Annotated in this window: 15 protein-coding genes; 7 read left to right on the top strand and 8 right to left on the bottom strand. The window is 60.3% G+C overall.

Annotated features, from left to right (window positions below; genetic code table 11):
* Window positions 1-77: 77 nt before the first annotated feature.
* The 4 genes from HMPREF3140_RS21555 to HMPREF3140_RS21540 form a co-directional block, all read right to left on the bottom strand.
* Window positions 78-869, bottom strand: a complete 792-nt coding sequence (locus HMPREF3140_RS21555) for a MoaF C-terminal domain-containing protein (RefSeq protein ID WP_023279763.1) — start codon at window positions 867-869, stop codon at window positions 78-80.
* 25 nt (window positions 870-894) lie between these two features.
* Window positions 895-1,671 carry an SDR family NAD(P)-dependent oxidoreductase gene (locus tag HMPREF3140_RS21550; RefSeq protein WP_032410965.1) on the bottom strand — a complete coding sequence of 259 codons (777 nt, stop codon included), beginning with the start codon at window positions 1,669-1,671 and terminating at the stop codon, window positions 895-897.
* Between the two features lie 87 nt (window positions 1,672-1,758).
* Window positions 1,759-3,492 (bottom strand): arylsulfatase, encoded by a 1,734-nt coding sequence (locus tag HMPREF3140_RS21545; protein ID WP_023279761.1) that lies wholly within the window; start codon window positions 3,490-3,492, stop codon window positions 1,759-1,761.
* Window positions 3,493-3,536: 44 nt separating this feature from the next.
* On the bottom strand, window positions 3,537-4,724 hold the full coding sequence (locus tag HMPREF3140_RS21540) for an anaerobic sulfatase maturase (RefSeq protein WP_023279760.1): 1,188 nt from the start codon (window positions 4,722-4,724) through the stop codon (window positions 3,537-3,539).
* Window positions 4,725-5,149: 425 nt separating this feature from the next.
* Here HMPREF3140_RS21540 and HMPREF3140_RS21535 point away from each other — a divergent pair, with 425 nt between their 5' ends.
* The 5 genes from HMPREF3140_RS21535 (at window position 5,150) to HMPREF3140_RS21515 (ending at window position 9,004) form a co-directional block, all read left to right on the top strand.
* Window positions 5,150-5,833, top strand: coding sequence for a helix-turn-helix transcriptional regulator (locus HMPREF3140_RS21535; RefSeq protein ID WP_002892774.1), 684 nt, complete (start codon window positions 5,150-5,152; stop codon window positions 5,831-5,833).
* A 117-nt stretch (window positions 5,834-5,950) separates the two neighbouring features.
* A complete protein-coding gene (locus HMPREF3140_RS21530; protein WP_070553096.1) occupies window positions 5,951-7,123 on the top strand; it encodes an MFS transporter in 1,173 nt (390 codons plus the stop codon).
* Window positions 7,124-7,139: 16 nt separating this feature from the next.
* Window positions 7,140-8,255 carry a class II histone deacetylase gene (locus HMPREF3140_RS21525; protein ID WP_004178883.1) on the top strand — a complete coding sequence of 372 codons (1,116 nt, stop codon included), beginning with the start codon at window positions 7,140-7,142 and terminating at the stop codon, window positions 8,253-8,255.
* Between the two features lie 83 nt (window positions 8,256-8,338).
* A complete protein-coding gene (locus HMPREF3140_RS21520; protein WP_004178884.1) occupies window positions 8,339-8,641 on the top strand; it encodes a type II toxin-antitoxin system HigB family toxin in 303 nt (100 codons plus the stop codon).
* Window positions 8,642-9,004: a helix-turn-helix domain-containing protein gene (locus tag HMPREF3140_RS21515; RefSeq protein ID WP_004178885.1), complete on the top strand. Its 363-nt coding sequence runs from the start codon at window positions 8,642-8,644 to the stop codon at window positions 9,002-9,004.
* Window positions 9,005-9,021: 17 nt separating this feature from the next.
* Here HMPREF3140_RS21515 and HMPREF3140_RS21510 read toward each other — a convergent pair whose 3' ends face one another.
* The 4 genes from HMPREF3140_RS21510 to HMPREF3140_RS21495 all read right to left on the bottom strand — a co-directional run bounded on the left by HMPREF3140_RS21510 (window position 9,022) and on the right by HMPREF3140_RS21495 (window position 13,094).
* The gene (locus tag HMPREF3140_RS21510; RefSeq protein WP_004178886.1) at window positions 9,022-9,564 is read right to left on the bottom strand and encodes a DUF3156 family protein; all 543 of its coding nucleotides are present in this window, start codon (window positions 9,562-9,564) and stop codon (window positions 9,022-9,024) included.
* On the bottom strand, window positions 9,542-11,041 hold the full coding sequence (locus HMPREF3140_RS21505) for an APC family permease (protein ID WP_032410968.1): 1,500 nt from the start codon (window positions 11,039-11,041) through the stop codon (window positions 9,542-9,544). Before HMPREF3140_RS21505 ends, HMPREF3140_RS21510 begins: the two co-directional genes overlap by 23 nt.
* 372 nt (window positions 11,042-11,413) lie before the next feature.
* Window positions 11,414-11,779: a cupin domain-containing protein gene (locus tag HMPREF3140_RS21500; protein ID WP_032410970.1), complete on the bottom strand. Its 366-nt coding sequence runs from the start codon at window positions 11,777-11,779 to the stop codon at window positions 11,414-11,416.
* A gap of 13 nt (window positions 11,780-11,792) precedes the next feature.
* On the bottom strand, window positions 11,793-13,094 hold the full coding sequence (locus tag HMPREF3140_RS21495; protein ID WP_017900836.1) for an NAD(P)/FAD-dependent oxidoreductase: 1,302 nt from the start codon (window positions 13,092-13,094) through the stop codon (window positions 11,793-11,795).
* Window positions 13,095-13,252: 158 nt separating this feature from the next.
* Here HMPREF3140_RS21495 and HMPREF3140_RS21490 point away from each other — a divergent pair, with 158 nt between their 5' ends.
* The gene (locus HMPREF3140_RS21490; protein WP_070553095.1) at window positions 13,253-14,737 is read left to right on the top strand and encodes an aldehyde dehydrogenase family protein; all 1,485 of its coding nucleotides are present in this window, start codon (window positions 13,253-13,255) and stop codon (window positions 14,735-14,737) included.
* A gap of 394 nt (window positions 14,738-15,131) precedes the next feature.
* On the top strand, window positions 15,132-16,214 hold the full coding sequence (locus HMPREF3140_RS21485) for a YncE family protein (RefSeq protein ID WP_032410972.1): 1,083 nt from the start codon (window positions 15,132-15,134) through the stop codon (window positions 16,212-16,214).
* Window positions 16,215-16,260: the final 46 nt, after the last annotated feature.

The raw sequence follows: 16,260 nt of genomic DNA, 5'->3' as shown, positions 1-16,260 counted from the left end.
TAGGCCGGGTAAGGCGCCAGCCGCCACCCGGCGAAATGACGGGTGCGGTGCCTGAAAGCGTGCCCGGCGGCGCCCTACTATTCCTGATGGCGGGTGACGTTGAGGATCTTCGCGCTGGCGCCGACCGGGAAATTGCTGAGGGCGCCGAAATCGCTGCCCTGATAGCCCATGATCTTGCCGTCAGTGCGCATCAGCTGCAGATCGATGAGGATCACCCCCAGCGTGGGAATGATTTTCTCCCGCCAGACGAACAAATAGAGATCCTCAGCCACCTGCACGTAATGGCAGCGATCGACATCCGCCAGCCCCTTTTCCACGCCGTCCAGACACTGCCAGGCGTAAAAATTATCGTTGAGATAGATGTGCTCATAGCGCTCGGTCGGGCTATAGGTGTACTGATTGCGCATGCCGACCAGCGCGGTGGTAAAGTCCGGCAGCGGCCCCGGCTGGGTATCCAGGCGGGCGAAGACAAATCGCGCCTCGACGGCGGTCAGCGGCAACCCTTGTTCTACCCGGCTGAAGGCGTCCAGCCGCGCGGCGGCTTCGTCCGGCAGCTGGCCGTATACCAGCGTGGCATTGCGCTGCGTCAGGTTGCATACCGCGCTAATGCTGGCGTTATCCCGCTCCGGGTCAAGGAAGTCGATAAACAGAATGTCCGGGCGCAGGGCGGTCGCCCGCCAGGGGGCGCGCTTGCCGTTCCAGCTTAGCGTCTGCTCATCTTCGATAACCAGCTGCTGCGGCTCGCTCCCGGCGACATAAAAGGTAAAGTTTTCGCCGGCGGGCAGGCTGGCGGTAGCCAGCAGGTTACCGTGCGGCGCAAAACCATCGGCCAGCGCGCCGACCTGGATAAACACGGCTTCTGAAGTCATAGGGGCTCCTGAACAGAGTAGGGCGTTAGGCAAACGCCAGAGTGGGAACATCGACGATACTGGCCCCGCCGTCGGCGACCAGCGTAGCGCCGCTGATGATGGCGGCCTGCGGAGAGCAGAGAAACTGACAGGCCTGGGCTATCTCCTCGGGGCTGGCGGGGCGGCGCAGCGGAACGTCGCGACAGACCCGCTGATAAGTCTCAGCCAGCGACAGCCCTTCCGCCTGCATCAGCGGGCGCATCTCTTCATCCGCCATCGGCGTCGTGACCCAGCCGGGACAGACGGCGTTAGCGCGTACCCCCTGGGGGCCATAATCGCGGGCGACGGAGCGCATCAGGCCGATTAAAGCGTGTTTGGCGGTGACGTAGCCGCAGGCCTGCGGCCCGGCGGCCAGAGAGGCGATGGAGGCGACAAACAGCACATTGCCGCGGCGGGCAATCAGCGAAGGCAGGCAGGCGCGAACGCTGGCGAAGGCGCTGGTGAGATTGCCGTCCAGCGCCTCGCGCCATTGGCGGTCGCTGGTCTCGGCGGCGGGGCTGTTGCCCATCCCGCCGGCGCTGCAGATGAGGACATCAATCCCGCCGGTCTGGTCGAGGATGGCCGGTAGCAGCCGCTGGCGCCACACCTCGCCGTCGGCGGCATCGCCCACCAGCGCCGTGGCGCCGGTCTCATCAGCGACAGCCTGCAGCGGCGCTTCGCGCCGTCCGGTAATAAACACCCGGTTGCCCGCGGCGCACATCAGCCGCGCGCAGGCGGCGCCAATTCCGGTTCCGCCACCGGTTATCACCACGACTCTCGCCATCCGCACTCTCCTGTAATGGGGTTTCCGATTACCTTAAAAAGCGCGTCAGGTCCCGGCTATCGCCCGGAAGAACGATAGCCGTGGTGGTTAATGGATCTCGCTCACAGGGATCGCCTGCGGCGCAGGCACCGGCTTCATGGTGGCGGGGTCGACCGCCAGATAGCGCCCGGTTTTGCTATCGATACCGACGTAGTCGATCATTTTGCCCTGCGCTTTGGTAACCATGGTGCGCTTAGCAAATGCCTCGTAGGCCTCGCTCATGGCTTTGACCCGATCGGGATGTTCGGCCGCGACATCATGCGTCTCCAGCGGGTCGTCGTGCAGATTAAACAGCTGCCACGGCGCGTCGCCGGCGGTGAGGCCGTGCGGCACCAGCCGTCGCAGCTTCCATTCGCCATCGACCCAGGCCGCCTGATGATGCAGTTCAACCCCGTAGTTGCCGCGCGGCGGCTCCTGTACTTCGCCGGTGAGATAGCGCTTAAAGCTGACGCCGATCATCGGCAACACCGGCTTTTTCGCCAGCGACTTGTTCGGATCGATGCCGGCGAATTCATATAGCGTCGGCGCCACGTCATACACCGCCATCGTCGAGGCGTCGATTTTACCGTGGCGGGTGATCCCGGGACCGGAGATCATAAAGTCGGTATTGATGCCGCCCTGGGCGCTGGTGGTTTTGTGATAATTGGCGTAGGGGGCGTTGCTGACGTTGGCCCAGTGGGGGCCGTAGGAGACAAATGATCCTTTGCGGCCGACGTTGTCATAGCTGTTATCGAACTGCTTCCAGAATTCCGGGGTAGATTCGTAGTAGAAACCCTGCGCCGGGTTGGCGCCGTTATCGGTTAAAAAGACCAGCAGGGTATTTTTATCGCGCCCGGTTTGTTTCAGCGTCTCCATCAGGGTGCCGATTTGCGCGTCCATATTGGCGATCATCGCCGCATACACCTGCATCACTTTCGCCGTATATTTCTGCTGCTCTGGCGTTAGCGCCTCCCACTCTTTATCCAGCTCCAGATGCGGCAGCGGGGTATCGTCATGGATAATTCCCAGCGCTTTCAGGCGGGCGATGCGCTGGCGATAGACCTCGGCGTAACCCTGCTCATACTGGCCTTTGAAGCGCTTAATCCACTCGTCCGGCGCCTGCAGGGGATCATGAGGGGCGGTGAAGGCCAGCCAGGCGAAGACCGGCTGTTCCTTCGGCGTCGCTTTAATCCAGCTGTTCATCTGGCGGGCGTAGGCTTCGCTGGAGTAAAAATCATCCGGTAGGGAGACGCGCTCGCCGTCGCGGGTGTAGTAGGTGTGGAAGGCTTCAACGGTCCCCAGCGGTATCGCGTCGTTAAAGTGGCTGGTGCCGCCGCCCATAAAGGCGAAGGCGTGGTTAAAGCCGCGATCTTTCGGCGTGGCGCCGGGAACAAAACCGAGGTGCCATTTACCGGCCATCAGGGTGTTATACCCCGCGTCTTTAAAGCGCTCGGCCATGGTGGTGACGCGGTCGGTCAGCCGCAGCTCGTAGCCCTCCTTGCCAATGGTGCTGTCGTACCACCACATGCCGCCCATCCCAGCCTGCTGGTTACTGTTGCCGGTGAGCAGCATTGAGCGCGCCGGGGCCGACATCGGCGAGGTGTAATACTGGCTCATACGCATTCCCTGCTCGGCCATCGCCTGCAGGTTGGGGGTGGGGATCTCGCCGCCAAAGGGGCTGATGTCCGAGTAGCCCATATCATCGGCGATAATCACGATGACGTTTGGACGCTCCTGCTGCGCGGCGTGCGCGCCACCGGCGAGGATCATGCTGACCGCCGCGGCCATGGCTTTTTTGTTCACGACTGACTCTCCTGTTCAGAGGGGGATATCATCAGGGTAAGGCGCTACGCAGTATGCGCAGTCCCAACAAACGCGGCCCGCCAGGCCTTCAGGCCATTAAGGTCGCGGGAAAAGGGGCGTACTGGTGCGAGGATGTCGCTAAAGAAGCGGTAGTAGCCGCCGCAGAGGCGGTTGTTGCCTGCGGCGTTGAGATGCGCCGGGCAGCCGCCCTGGCAGACCATTTTTACCGAGCAAGTCTGGCATTCGCGGCGCAGACTTTTCTGCTGACCGAACGGCAGTTGCACCGAGGCGTCGACCGCGGCGGCGAGCGTCTGCTCATCGAGGCGGCCCAGCCGATGTTCGGCGTTGATCAGGTGGTCGCAGGCGTAGAGCTGTCCGTCGGGCTCCATCACCAGGTTGCTGCCGCAGCGGGCGCTGTGCACGCAGCTGCCGCTGGTATGAGTGAAATACTGCGCCCACGCCTGTTCGATATTGATAACGAACACCCGCCCCCTATCGCAGCGCTTCCGCCACTGTCGCCAGATGCCGACCATAAAACGTCCCCAGTTATCGGCGCTGAGCTGGTATCCTTCGCGCAGGGCCGCGCCTTCGCTCATCAGCGGCTGAAACTGCAGATAGCGCGCGCCGAGGCTGACCAGCCGGTCATAAATCGCCGCCGCGTGGGCCGCCATCTCGTTATGCACCACCACCAGCAGATTAAAGTCCACTTGATGCTGATGGAGCAGGTCAATGCCGCGCAGCGCTGCCGACCAGGTCGACCGGCCGCGTTTATCCGGACGATGGTAGTCCTGCAGCGCTTCGTTGCCTTCGAGGCTCAACCCGATAATAAAGCCATGTTCGCGGAACAGTCGGCACCATGCGTCGTTGATCAGCGTCCCGTTGGTCTGCAGGCTGTTGCTGATAGTCACGCCGTCGGGGGCATAGCGCTCCTGCAGGGCGAGCGCTTTTTTGTAGAAGCTCAGGCCGGCCAGCAGCGGCTCGCCCCCCTGCCAGACAAAGTTGATTTCCCGCGCGCCGGCGGGCTGGGCGGCAATATAGCGGCGGATAAACTGCTCCAGCCGCGCGTCATCCATCTTGTTGACCGGCGTTTCGTCCTGCGGGTAATAGCAATAGCGGCAGGCGAGATTGCAGGCGGGGCCAATCGGCTTCATCAGAATATGAAACGGCACCGGCGAGCGCGGCTCAGCGGCCAGCGGAATTTGCTGCTGGCGCAGGGCGGCGATATTCAGCATCGGCTTATCCTCGGTTAATGACCGGTGCTGTTGATATTATTTTGGCAACAGCGGGTCTGGCGTAATCACATGATTAAGCCGCGGCGAAAATTAATTGCATCCTGTTAAGGGTATAAGTGAAAAAAAACAAAAATCCATCGTTCTTTAGGATGAGAATCACGCGTCGGGAATAGGGTTTTTTTATCACCAGGGGCAGGTACGCCGGGTGTTAATCTTATTTGTTTATGTTTTAACGCCGCTATCGTAAAGCATGGCCGGGGTGTTTTTTAAATGCTTTATATAACAGTGTATTGCTGAAAATTTTGTAACGGCTATCACATTGTTAATATGTTAATGATTGTGTTACTTAAATGTGAAATGTATGCTTCAATTATCAGTAGTCATCCATGTGTCATGTACCATCATCTCGACGGGGAGGCCCTATCATGTCTGCTTTGTTAAAAGCCAGCCGTAATGATGCGATAATAGCCCGTTGTTTACAGACTATTTCCCAGTTAATTCCACTAACTTCAGCGGTGTTTTATCGAGTAAATAATCGTTTAAAACCCGAAAACTATATATTGCATAATATTTCCGATAATACGCACCAACAATATCTGGAAAACTTCCAGCCGCTGGATCCGCTTCTGCCGTCGCACTTTAGCCACCAGAACACCACCGTGGCGGCGATGACGCCGCGGCTCTGCGACCGCAACCGGCATTACTATCATGAATTTATGTTGCCGAATAACGTGCGCGACATGACCGAGATCTTTATCCGCCGCGAGCGGCGGATCGTCGCCGGTATCTCGCTGATGCGCGACGTGCCTTTCTCCAGCGAAGAGCGCCAGCGGGCCCAGGCGGTGCTGCCGCTGGTAGAGCTGGCCATTCGCGACTGCCTGCAGGAAGAAGATGATCTGCCCGCCATCCTGACGGCGAAAGAGCGGGAAATCGTCGGCATGGTGCGCGAAGGCGCCAGCAATAAGCTGATTGCCCGCCAGCTGGATATCTCGCTCTCGACGGTAAAAACGCACCTGCGCAATATTTTCGCCAAGACCGAAGTGGTCAATCGTACCGAACTGGTTTCCCGAACCTGGATGCCGGCCGCTCAGCGTACGCTGCATCTGTGATCTGACTTTCGCATCCCGCGCGCGCCGTGGCAGCACGGCGTTTTCCTGATGCCTGTGGGTATCACTCCCTGGAGGATCCTCCGGGGGGAGGCTTTTTTGACCGGAGCACGCCCTACGATGTCGAGTACACCTCTCACTGATAATGCGCTTTCCCGGCCCGCCGGGCTGGTGGTGTCCCTGCGTTTGCTGGCGGCGATCGTGATTTTTGCCGCTATTGCGCCGGGTATTCTGATGACCGCGCCGGCGGTGGCGGCGCAGCTGGCCAGCGAATGGCAGCTAAAACCCGGGCAGATCGGCTGGCTGTTCTCAGCGGAGCTGGGGGCGATGAGCCTGGCGACGCTCCCGGCGTGGTGGTGGATGAGCCGCCTCGACTGGCGGTGGGTTGCCCTGACGGCCGGGATGGTGTTTCTGGCCGCCAACCTCGCCTCGGCGGTGGTCACCCAGTATGAGACGCTGCTGGCGGCGCGCTTTATCGCCTCGCTGGCGGGCGGCACGTTGATGATTTTGTGCATCAGCTGCGCGGCCGGAACGCCGAACCCGTCGCGGGTCTACGCCTTCTGGGTGCTCGGGCAACTGCTGTTAGGGATGCTTGGCCTGCTGGCGCTGCCCGGCCTGTTCGCGACCTTTGGCCTGAAGGTGGTGTATCTGATCCTCGCCGCCATCATGCTCTGCTGTTTGCCGCTGGTATCCGCTTTCCCTCCGCGCTTTCAACCGCTTTCAGTCTCCCGCCAGCAGCCGTCGACGGCGCTGTGGCGTCAGGCGCTGGCGGTGCTGGCGGGGCTCACTTTCTATATCAGCCTTAGCGCCGTGTGGACCTTTATCGGCACCATCGGCAGCGCGGCGGGGCTGAGCCCGACGCAGGTCGGTCTGGTGCTGGCGGCGGCGACGGTTTGCGGCATTATCGGCGCCGGCGGCGCGGCCCTGCGCGGCACCCGGCGGGCCGATCGTTTACCGGTGTGGCTGGGCTACGGCCTGTTGATCGTCAGCGTTGGGCTGCTGATCGGCCAGCCGCTGCTGGTGCGTTACGCCATCGCGGCGCTGCTGTTTAAGTTCACCTGGACCTTCGTGCTGCCCTTTATTCTCGCCCGCGTGGCCGGGCTCGATAACAGCGGTCGGCTAATGAACAGCATCAATCTGGTGATCGGCGGCGGCATGGCGGCTGGCCCGGCGCTTGCGGGGGCCTTACTGCAACACTTCGCCAGCGCCGACCCGCTGCTGGCGGCGGCAGGCGTCTGCGCGCTGCTGTCACTGATTTTAATTGTGGCGGCATCCGCCGCCGGGAAGGCTTAGCCCACGGGAGGATAGAGTGAAAAGAAAAACCGGTTTCTTTTTTGATGAACGTTGTTTCTGGCACAGTACCGGTCTGCACGCGGTGACGCTGCCAGTGGGCGGGTGGGTACAGCCGCCCGCCGGCGGCGGTCATGCTGAATCGCCAGAGACCAAACGGCGGATGAAAAACCTGATGGATGTCTCCGGGCTGACGCCGCAGCTGGCGCTGCGCAGCGCGGCGCCGGCGAGCCTTGAGGACCTGCGGCGGATCCACCCCGACAGCTATCTGGAGCGCTTCAAGGCGATAAGCGATAACGGCGGCGGCATGCTCGGCAAAGAGGCGCCGCTGGGGCCGGGCAGTTATGAAATCGCCTGTCTTTCCGCCGGGCTGGCCTGTGCGGCGGTGGAAGCGGTGCTGAAGGGGGAGCTGGATAACGCCTATTCGCTGTCGCGCCCGCCCGGACACCACTGCCTGCCGGACCAGTCGATGGGATTTTGTTTCCTCGCCAATATTCCCATTGCCGTCGAGCGAGCGAAAGCGCAGCTGGGGCTGGGCAAGGTGGCGATCATTGACTGGGATGTTCACCACGGTAACGGCACCCAGCATATCTACCTGCAGCGCGACGACGTACTGACTATCTCCTTGCATCAGGACGGCTGCTTCCCGCCGGGCTACGCCGGCGAGGACGATCGCGGCGTGGGCGCGGGCGAAGGTTACAACATCAATATTCCGCTGTTGGCCGGGGCGGGGGATGACAGCTGGCGCTATGCGCTGGAAACTATCGTTATTCCGGCGCTGGCGCGTTTTGAGCCGGAGCTGATCATCATCGCCTGCGGCTATGACGCCAACGCCATGGATCCATTAGCGCGGATGCAGCTGCACAGCGATAGCTTCCGGGCGATGACCGAACAGGTCCAGCAGGCGGCGGATCGCCTGTGCGGCGGGAAACTGGTGATGGTGCACGAGGGCGGCTACGCCGAATCCTACGTGCCGTTCTGCGGCCTGGCGGTGATGGAAGCCCTGAGCGGCATCCGCACCGAGGTCCAGGATCCGCTGCTGGAATTTATTCAACAGCAGCAGCCGCGCGCCACGTTCGCGCAGTTCCAGCGCCAGGCCATCGATCGGCTGGCGCAGCAGTTTGGCCTGCAATAGTCGCTCACGCTCACGTTGATCCCTAAAGTCCCAATATGGGACTTTTACTTTACTTAGTCCCGAAATGGGACTAGTCTCTGCCCATGAAGATAATCTCAGTGAAAACCTTAAGGGACTTCTGGGCGGAGAATCCCGACGCTGAACAACCGCTAAAGGCCTGGGTAGACGAAGCGACAAAAGCAGACTGGAAAACCCCGGCGGAGATAAAGGACCAATACCGCAGCGCAAGTATTCTGAAAAATAAGCGGGTGGTATTCAACATTAAAGGAAATGATTACCGGTTAATCGTAGCCGTTGCTTATCTGCGGGGGTGGGTGTTCGTTAAGTTTATCGGTTCGCATAAGGAATATGACGAGATAAACGCTGAGACGATAGAGAGGAAGTAAATGATGAATGTGAAGCCTATCCGCACTGAACAAGATTACGAGGCCGCGTTACGCGCGGTTGAACCTTTTTTTGATAATGAACCTGCGCCGGACACGCCGGAAGGGGATTTTTTTGAGGTGATGTGCCTGCTGATTGCTGAATATGAAAAAAAGCACTATCCCATCGAGCCGCCGACGCCGATAGAGGCGATCAAGTTTCGCATGGAGCAGCAGGGGCTGACCGTCAAAGATCTGGAGCCGGCGATTGGTAAATCGAATCGCGTGTATGAAATTCTCAATGGTACGCGCAACCTGACGCTCCCGATGATTCGCCGGCTTCACGCACAGTTCGGCATTCCTCTGGAGAGTCTGATCGGCGCGTGATGGCGCGGGCATCCGGCTCACTCATGCATCCACTGACTTACTGCCTGATTAACCATCGCCAGCACGCTGAGCAGCAGCATCCGCTGCTGCGCTTCCAGCCGCAGATAACGGCGCAGCGGCGGCATTTTACAGACCACTTCGCTGGCGGCCCAGGGTTCAATGCTGCAGCGCCAGCCGCTACTATCAAAGGTCAGCGAAAAGCGGCGGTAATCCAGCTCGCTTAAGGTCTGCTGGAGATTAGGAAAACCGTTGAGATAGCCGGCGAGTTCCTCGCTGCCTTTGCCGCCGATAAAGCGGATCGGCTGGCGTTTCCACCAGCCGGATTGATGGGCGCGAATGTTACCGCGCACTGGCCGGGTCACCGGCCCCTCGACGACAAACTCGCAGCTGTGAATGCTGGCCATAAACAGCCGCTTCTGACGCACGCTGAAGGTGACGGCGGTGGCGTCGTTCAAGCGCAGCAGCGCGCTGCGTTCGCTCAGCTTTTCGCTGGGCCAGCCCGCCAGATCGCGCTGCACCGCGTTCATTAACGGCGTTTCAAACCAGGGGACGGAGGACATCTGGCGTCATCTCCCCGCGGGTCTGTTTTTCATAATTGTTGATGGCGCGCTCCACCACCTCTTCCACTACCAGCGGCTTGAACGGATTGACGCGCTGCACGCACACCGTCCAGAACAGGGCGTAAGCGGCGGTCAGGCCGAGCATTATGCCGAAAGGCACCAGCACCTGGCGGCTGTCCATCCCGGGCGGCGTGATATTGACGATAGCGATGATGATCCCGACGCTGGAGATAATCTGCGGCAGCGGGAACCACGGCGAGCGGTAGGCGCGCGGCAGGTCCGGGCGGCGAATGCGCAGCATCACCACCGACAGAGTAACCAGCAGATAGGCGACGCCCCAGGCGCAGACCGCGGCGAGGATCAGCGGCACGATGCGGTCCAGATCGCCGTTCAGATACCAGGCGTGCAGGCAGGGGATCGCCACCCCGATGGCAATGGCGATCACCGGCGTCTTAAAGCGCGGATGCAGCCAGGTCAGGAAACGGGGCAGCGCGCCGTCCAGCGCCATGCCGTAGATAATACGCGGCACGGCGGCCATCAGCGTATTGATGGTGGCGCAGCCGGCCAACAGTAGCCCGACCCCCAGCCAGTACTGGCCGGCGTGGCCCATCACCCGTTCGGCGAAGGCCGGGATCGCCATCGGTGTATCCAGCAGATGGACGTTGTTGGCCGCGTCGAGCACGGTATTCTCCACCTGGCGGTTGATCGCCGCGCCGTAGATAAACATGCAGCTGGCGACCCCCAGCAGGCCCAGCGCCATCGCCCGCGGTATGGTGCGGTGGGCCTGTTTGATCTCCGCCGCCATCGGCGTCACCAGTTCGCAACCGACGAACATAAACATCGCCATGCCGATATAGCCGAACAGGCCGTTGATATCGCTAACGTTCAGCGGCGTGCCGAACCAGCCGGAAAGATGAGTCACCGGCGCCATAAAAATGCCGCACAGGCCGAAAATGGTCAGCGTGGTCCACATGCCGAAGGTCAGCACCACTTCGACCTTGCCGAAGATTTCCACGCCGATGGCGTTGAGCAAGCCGAAAATCACCACCATGCCGACGCCCACCATCCAGGTATTCTGGTGAGCGGCCATCTGGGCGTTAATCGACTCGAAGTTCACCAGCGCCATAATGCCCGCCAGGATCGTCTCCGCCGTCCCGGCGAAGATATGGACGATCAGATAGGCGCACAGCGCGCCGGTGATAGCGAAGAAGCGGCCCATGCCGCAGGAGATATAGTCGTACACCGAACCGGTGGTGGGAATGAGCGTCGCCGCCTCGGCAAAGGTGGTGACCTGCGCCTGCATCATAATAAAGGCCAGCAGCACCGCCAGCGCGAAGGTATCGCCGCCCATGCCGAAGCCGCTGGTGACCGTCAGGATCACCGGGCTGGCCATGATCAGCCCGACGGAGCTGGCGAGGGTGGTCGGGAAGCCGACGACGCCGCGCTCAAGATGGCTGGCGAGTCTGTTACTAAACATAGTCAACCTCTGCACAATAATGGGGTAGCAGGGAATAGCCAGCGCCACTCCCGGATAGTCATAATTTAGGCGGGCATCCTGCTCAACGAATATCGTCCGGAAGGTGGAGGGCGGCGCATGATTCTGTGACGCAGTCGATGAATGTCGCGGCGGATAAACAATATGACCCCGAAAACCGGGGCCATCCGTCTTGCCACGTTGCGCCTGTTTCTGCCGGATGGCGGCTGCGCCTTATCCGGCCTACGGTCCGTGCGGCCTGCCTTTAATTTGGCCTCAACCCCCCCGGTGGCGCTGCCGCTTACCGGGGCTACAGCGCTGCGCGATTTGGTAGCCCGGAGAAGGCGTAATGCGCCGCCGGGCATTATCAGTTTGTTAGCGGGTCTCGACGTTCGCCAGGTAGTGCTTCACAAAGCGCGGCGTCAGAATTTTCCACTCTACTTCGGTGCCCTGTTTAACAAACCAGCTGTCGCCCGGCGCAAAGCGCTGCGGCTCGCCGCCGTCGACGGTCAGCTCCACTTCGCCCTCCAGCACTGTGGCGTGCTCGGTAAACGGATAGGTCATGGTAAAGCTCCCCTCAGTGGACGAAAACAGTCCGCAGGTAAAGGCGTCCTGCGGCTCGCCGTAGATCATCGCGCCCGCTACCTGCGGGTCGCCGGCGGTCGGCGTCGCGCCGAGCAGGCTGACGCTGCCGATCGGCTGCAGATCAGGTACCGGGTGTTTAAGTTTAAAAGCGTGCATAGCGTTCTCCTGGTTAACTCCGGCCTTTCCAGAAACCGGCGGTTTGATGCATCAGTTTTCCGGCCGTGACTAATAACAGACGCAGGCTGTCACGGCCGTGGATGGTCGCGTGAGGAATGCTGCTTAGCAGACGATAGCGGTCGGAACCGCCGTTGATCCCTTCGGCGAGGATTTTGCACACGATGTGCGACGGGGTGACGCCGAAGCCGGAGTACCCCTGGACGTAAAAGACGTTGTTGTGATCGCGTAGGGTGCCGATCTGCGGGAACAGGTTGGCGCTACAGGCCATCGGCCCGCCCCAGGCGAAATCGATCTTCACATCCTTCAAATAGGGGAAGACCTCCGCCAGCAAGGTGCGGTTCCAGGCGGCGAAATCGTTCGGCGTATACTCCACAAAGCGGGTGGCGCTGCCGAACAGCAGGCGGTTTTCCCGGGTGACGCGGTAGTAGTTAATTACCGGGCGAATATCACTGAAGGCGCCGCGCAGCGGGCTGATGCGCTCGATCAGTTCATCGGAGAGCGGCTCGGTCGACACCTGGTAGGAGTAAGTGACCAGCGTCTTGTTGTAGATCTCCGGCTCCATATTGTTGAGGAAACTGTCGCAGGCCCACAGTAGTTTGGCGGCTTTAACGCTGCCCATCGCGGTGCGCACTCGTACCTGTTTGCCGTAATTCACTTCCACCACCGGCGAGGATTCGAAAATCTTCACCCCCAGCGAATGGGCGGCCTGCGCCGAACCGAGCAGCATATTGAGTGAATGGATCTGGCCGCCGCCCATATGTTTCAGCGCGCCGCAGTAGACCTCGGAGCCCACCACCTGCTGCACCTCTTTTCCGGTATACAGTTCGATCTCTTCATCCGGGGTAGCGGCTTTAAACTCCTTCTCCCACTGGCGCAGCGTTTTAAGCTGTCGCTGGTTATAGGCGAGATAGCCGTAGCCGGGCACGAAATCGGCGTCGATGTTATATTTGCGGATGCGTTCGCGAATGATGCCCGCGCCGAGGTTGGCGATTTTAAACAGCGTCTCCAGCCCCTCTTTGCCGACGTGCTTTTTTACCGCTTCGATATCGTGGCCGATACCGGCCATCACCTGGCCGCCGTTGCGCCCGGTGCCGCCGTAGCCGAGATGGCGCGCCTCCAGCACCACCACGTTGGTGATCCCCTGTTCCGCCAGCTCAAGGGCGGTGTTAATGCCAGAGAAGCCGCCGCCGATAATTACCACATCGGCTTCAATATCTTCCCGTAGCGCCGGGAAATGGAGGTGATATTTCTTCGTCGCGCCGTAGTAGTTCAGCGCATCGATCTTGATGTTCATCGCGTTACCCTGTGGTCTTGCCTGGCTCAAGACCCTCATCACAGCACGCCGCGCGGGCGTTGAATATCGTCCGGAAGAATGACGTTCTTTAGAACGATAGGCTGCGGCGGGAAGCCGTGCTGTGATGGGTTAACTTTGCTGAAAAACGGGTGCTGACGATGAGCGAGATAACCTTACTGGCGGAAGTGACCGCCTTCTTACGCCAGCCGCACGGGCAGTTTATTGCCGGTCAACGTGAGGCGGGCCGCGGCGCGCCGTTCGCGGTGATCAACCCGGCGACCGGGCAGGCGATTGCCGAGGTCACCGCGGCGGATAGTGACCAGGCGGATCGCGCTATGGAGAGCGCCCGCCAGGCGTTTAGTCAGTGGCGCGAGATGCCGGCGCTGGCGCGCGGCGCGCTGCTGCTGAAGCTGGCGGACACGCTGGCAGAGCATCGCGAAGCGCTGGCGCAGCTGGAAAGTCTCTGTTCCGGCAAAACTATCACGCTGGCGCGGATGCTCGAGCTGGACCAGTCGGTGGCGTTCCTGCGCTACTTCGCCGGCTGGGCGGGGAAAGTCACCGGTGAAACGCTGGATGTCTCGCTGCCATCGATGGCCGGGGAGAAATATACCGCCTTTACCCGCCGCCAGCCGCTTGGGGTGGTGGTTGGCATCGTGCCGTGGAACTTCTCCATCATGATTGCCATCTGGAAGCTGGCGGCGGCCCTGGTCTGCGGCTGCACCATCGTCCTCAAGCCGAGCGAATATACGCCGCTGACGCTGCTGCGCGTGGCGGAGCTGGCAAAAGCGGTGGGTATCCCGGATGGGGTGATTAACGTGGTCAACGGCGCCGGCGGCGAGATTGCCCAGCGGCTGATTACGCATCCGGCCTGCGCCAAGGTGAGCTTCACCGGCTCGGTGGCCACCGGTGAAAAAGTCCAGCAGTCGGCCAGTGCGTCAGGTAAACGGGTGACCCTTGAGCTGGGGGGCAAAAACGCCGCGCTGTTCCTCGATGACCTGACGCCGGAGGCGATGGTCAACGGCATTATTGAAGCTGGCTACCTGAACCAGGGGCAGATTTGCGCCGCTGCGGAGCGTTTTTATCTGCCGCAGGGAAAACTGGATGCGGTACTGGCGCTGCTGAAAGACAAGCTCAGCGCTTTTGCGCCGGGGTCGCCGCTGGATGAACGGACGCTGATGGGGCCGCTGGCCAACCGCCAGCAGTATGACAAAGTTTTGCGGCTCATTCAGACCGCCCGCGACGAGGGCGATACCATCGTCTGCGGCGGCGAAGCGCTGCCGGGGGAGGGCTATTTCCTGCAGCCGACCGCGGTCAAAGTGCGCAGCGAAGAGAGCACCCTGATGCGGGAGGAGACCTTCGGTCCGGTGTGCAGTTTTATCGGCTATCGCAGTGAAGAAGAGGCGCTGGCGCGGATGAATGCCTCACCGTATGGCCTGGCGGCCAGCGTCTGGTCGGATAATATTCGTCAGGCGCTACGCTACTCGGAGGCGATTGAGGCCGGCATCGTATGGGTCAATATGCATACCTTCCTCGACCCGGCGGTACCGTTCGGCGGCATGAAGGGCTCGGGCATCGGGCGCGAATTCGGCAGCGCGTTTATCGATGATTATACGGAGCTGAAGTCGGTGATGGTGCGCTATTAATCGCCGTTCAGCGACATAGCGCTGTCATGTGTCGCTTTGCGCCAGATAGGCAACACATTGTGTGCCTTCTGGCCTGCAATCCGGGCGGTGCACGGCATCGCTTCCGGGACGCTTTTCCCGTCACGGATCCTTTCTTCCCCTCCTAATCCGCCATTGCCGTAAAAAAATCAGCAGATTATCTTTTTTGCCCGCCAGGACTTGTTTGATATTAGATAATGAGTATAGTTCTCATTCTCTTTTTCATTCGTAATTTTGGCAAGGTTCGAGCTGCGCCAGTGAGTCGTTCACTAAGAGTCGCGAAGGCGTAGGGTGACGTAAAGACAGCAGGCTGGAAACACACAATATCGGCCGCTGCGCGTCCATCGGGTCATTGATTTTTTATAGGGTTGATCCAATGAAATACACACTTCCGGCGTTGACGCTGGCCATCAGCGCGGCGTTAAGCGGCTGCGCGACGCCTCATTCCTCTGCCGTTTCCCAACCGGTTGTCGACTCGCCAGTCCCTAACGTGGCGCAACCGCTGCAGCGCCAGCTAGCGGAAGGGCTGTACGAGATGGCGTTAAGCCCGCAGGGTGATGCGCTGTACGTCGCCAGCGCTGAAGGCTTTAAAAATGTACAGGGCGGGGCGGTTTACACACTGGATCCGCACACCCTCAATACCATCGGCCTGACGCATACCGATCTGAAAAACTTCGCTTTACAGCTCTCTGCGGAGGGTAAAATGCTGTATGTCAGCAATTCGCTGGACGGCGGCATCAGCGCTATCGACACCGCCACCGGCAAGGTAAAAAACCGCCTGCTGTTCAGCGAGCGCAATGAAAAAGGTCGCCCTTATGGGGCCCGTCAGCTGCTGTTGCTGAATAATACTCTCTACGTTGGCGCGGTCGCCGACCCGGCGCAAATCTGGGTGGTTGACGCCACTACCCTGAAGCTGAAAACGCGGATTAAAAATACCGGTAAATGGATGACCGGCCTGCACTACTCCGCGCAAACCGGTCGCGTGTACGCCGCTAACGGCAGCGGTGAAATTCTGGTGATCAACCCGCGTAACCAACGCATTGAACAGCGCTGGAAGCCGCTGGGCGACAAGCCGGCGCTGCTGCTTAATATGGCCGAAGATAGCGACACCGGCCGTCTGTTCGTGACCGACAACTCGAAAGCGAAAACCACTCTGGTGCTGGATATCCACAGCGGCAAGCTGCTTAAACAGCTCGACGTCGGCGATTCGCTGGCGGTGCAGTTCAATAAGAAACGCCACGAAATTTATATTTCACAGCGTGAATCCGGCAAGGTCATCAGCCTTGACGCCAGCCGCTACACGCTCAAGAAAAGCTGGGCGCTGCCGGCCAATCCCAACAGCCTGCTGCTTTCCGCCGATGGTCAGACGCTGTTTGTCACCGTCAAACAGCCCTTCAATAAAGACCACTCCACTAAAGGCCCGGACAGCGTCGTACGTATCGACCTGAACGCGCAATAAAAATAACGGGTCCGGCGACGGGCCCTTTGATTCATTTATCCTCATC

The sequence above is a fragment of the Klebsiella sp. HMSC16A12 genome, assembly GCF_001808265.1.
GTDB lineage: Bacteria > Pseudomonadota > Gammaproteobacteria > Enterobacterales > Enterobacteriaceae > Klebsiella > Klebsiella pneumoniae.
This window is presented reverse-complemented; position numbering and strand designations above follow the sequence as displayed.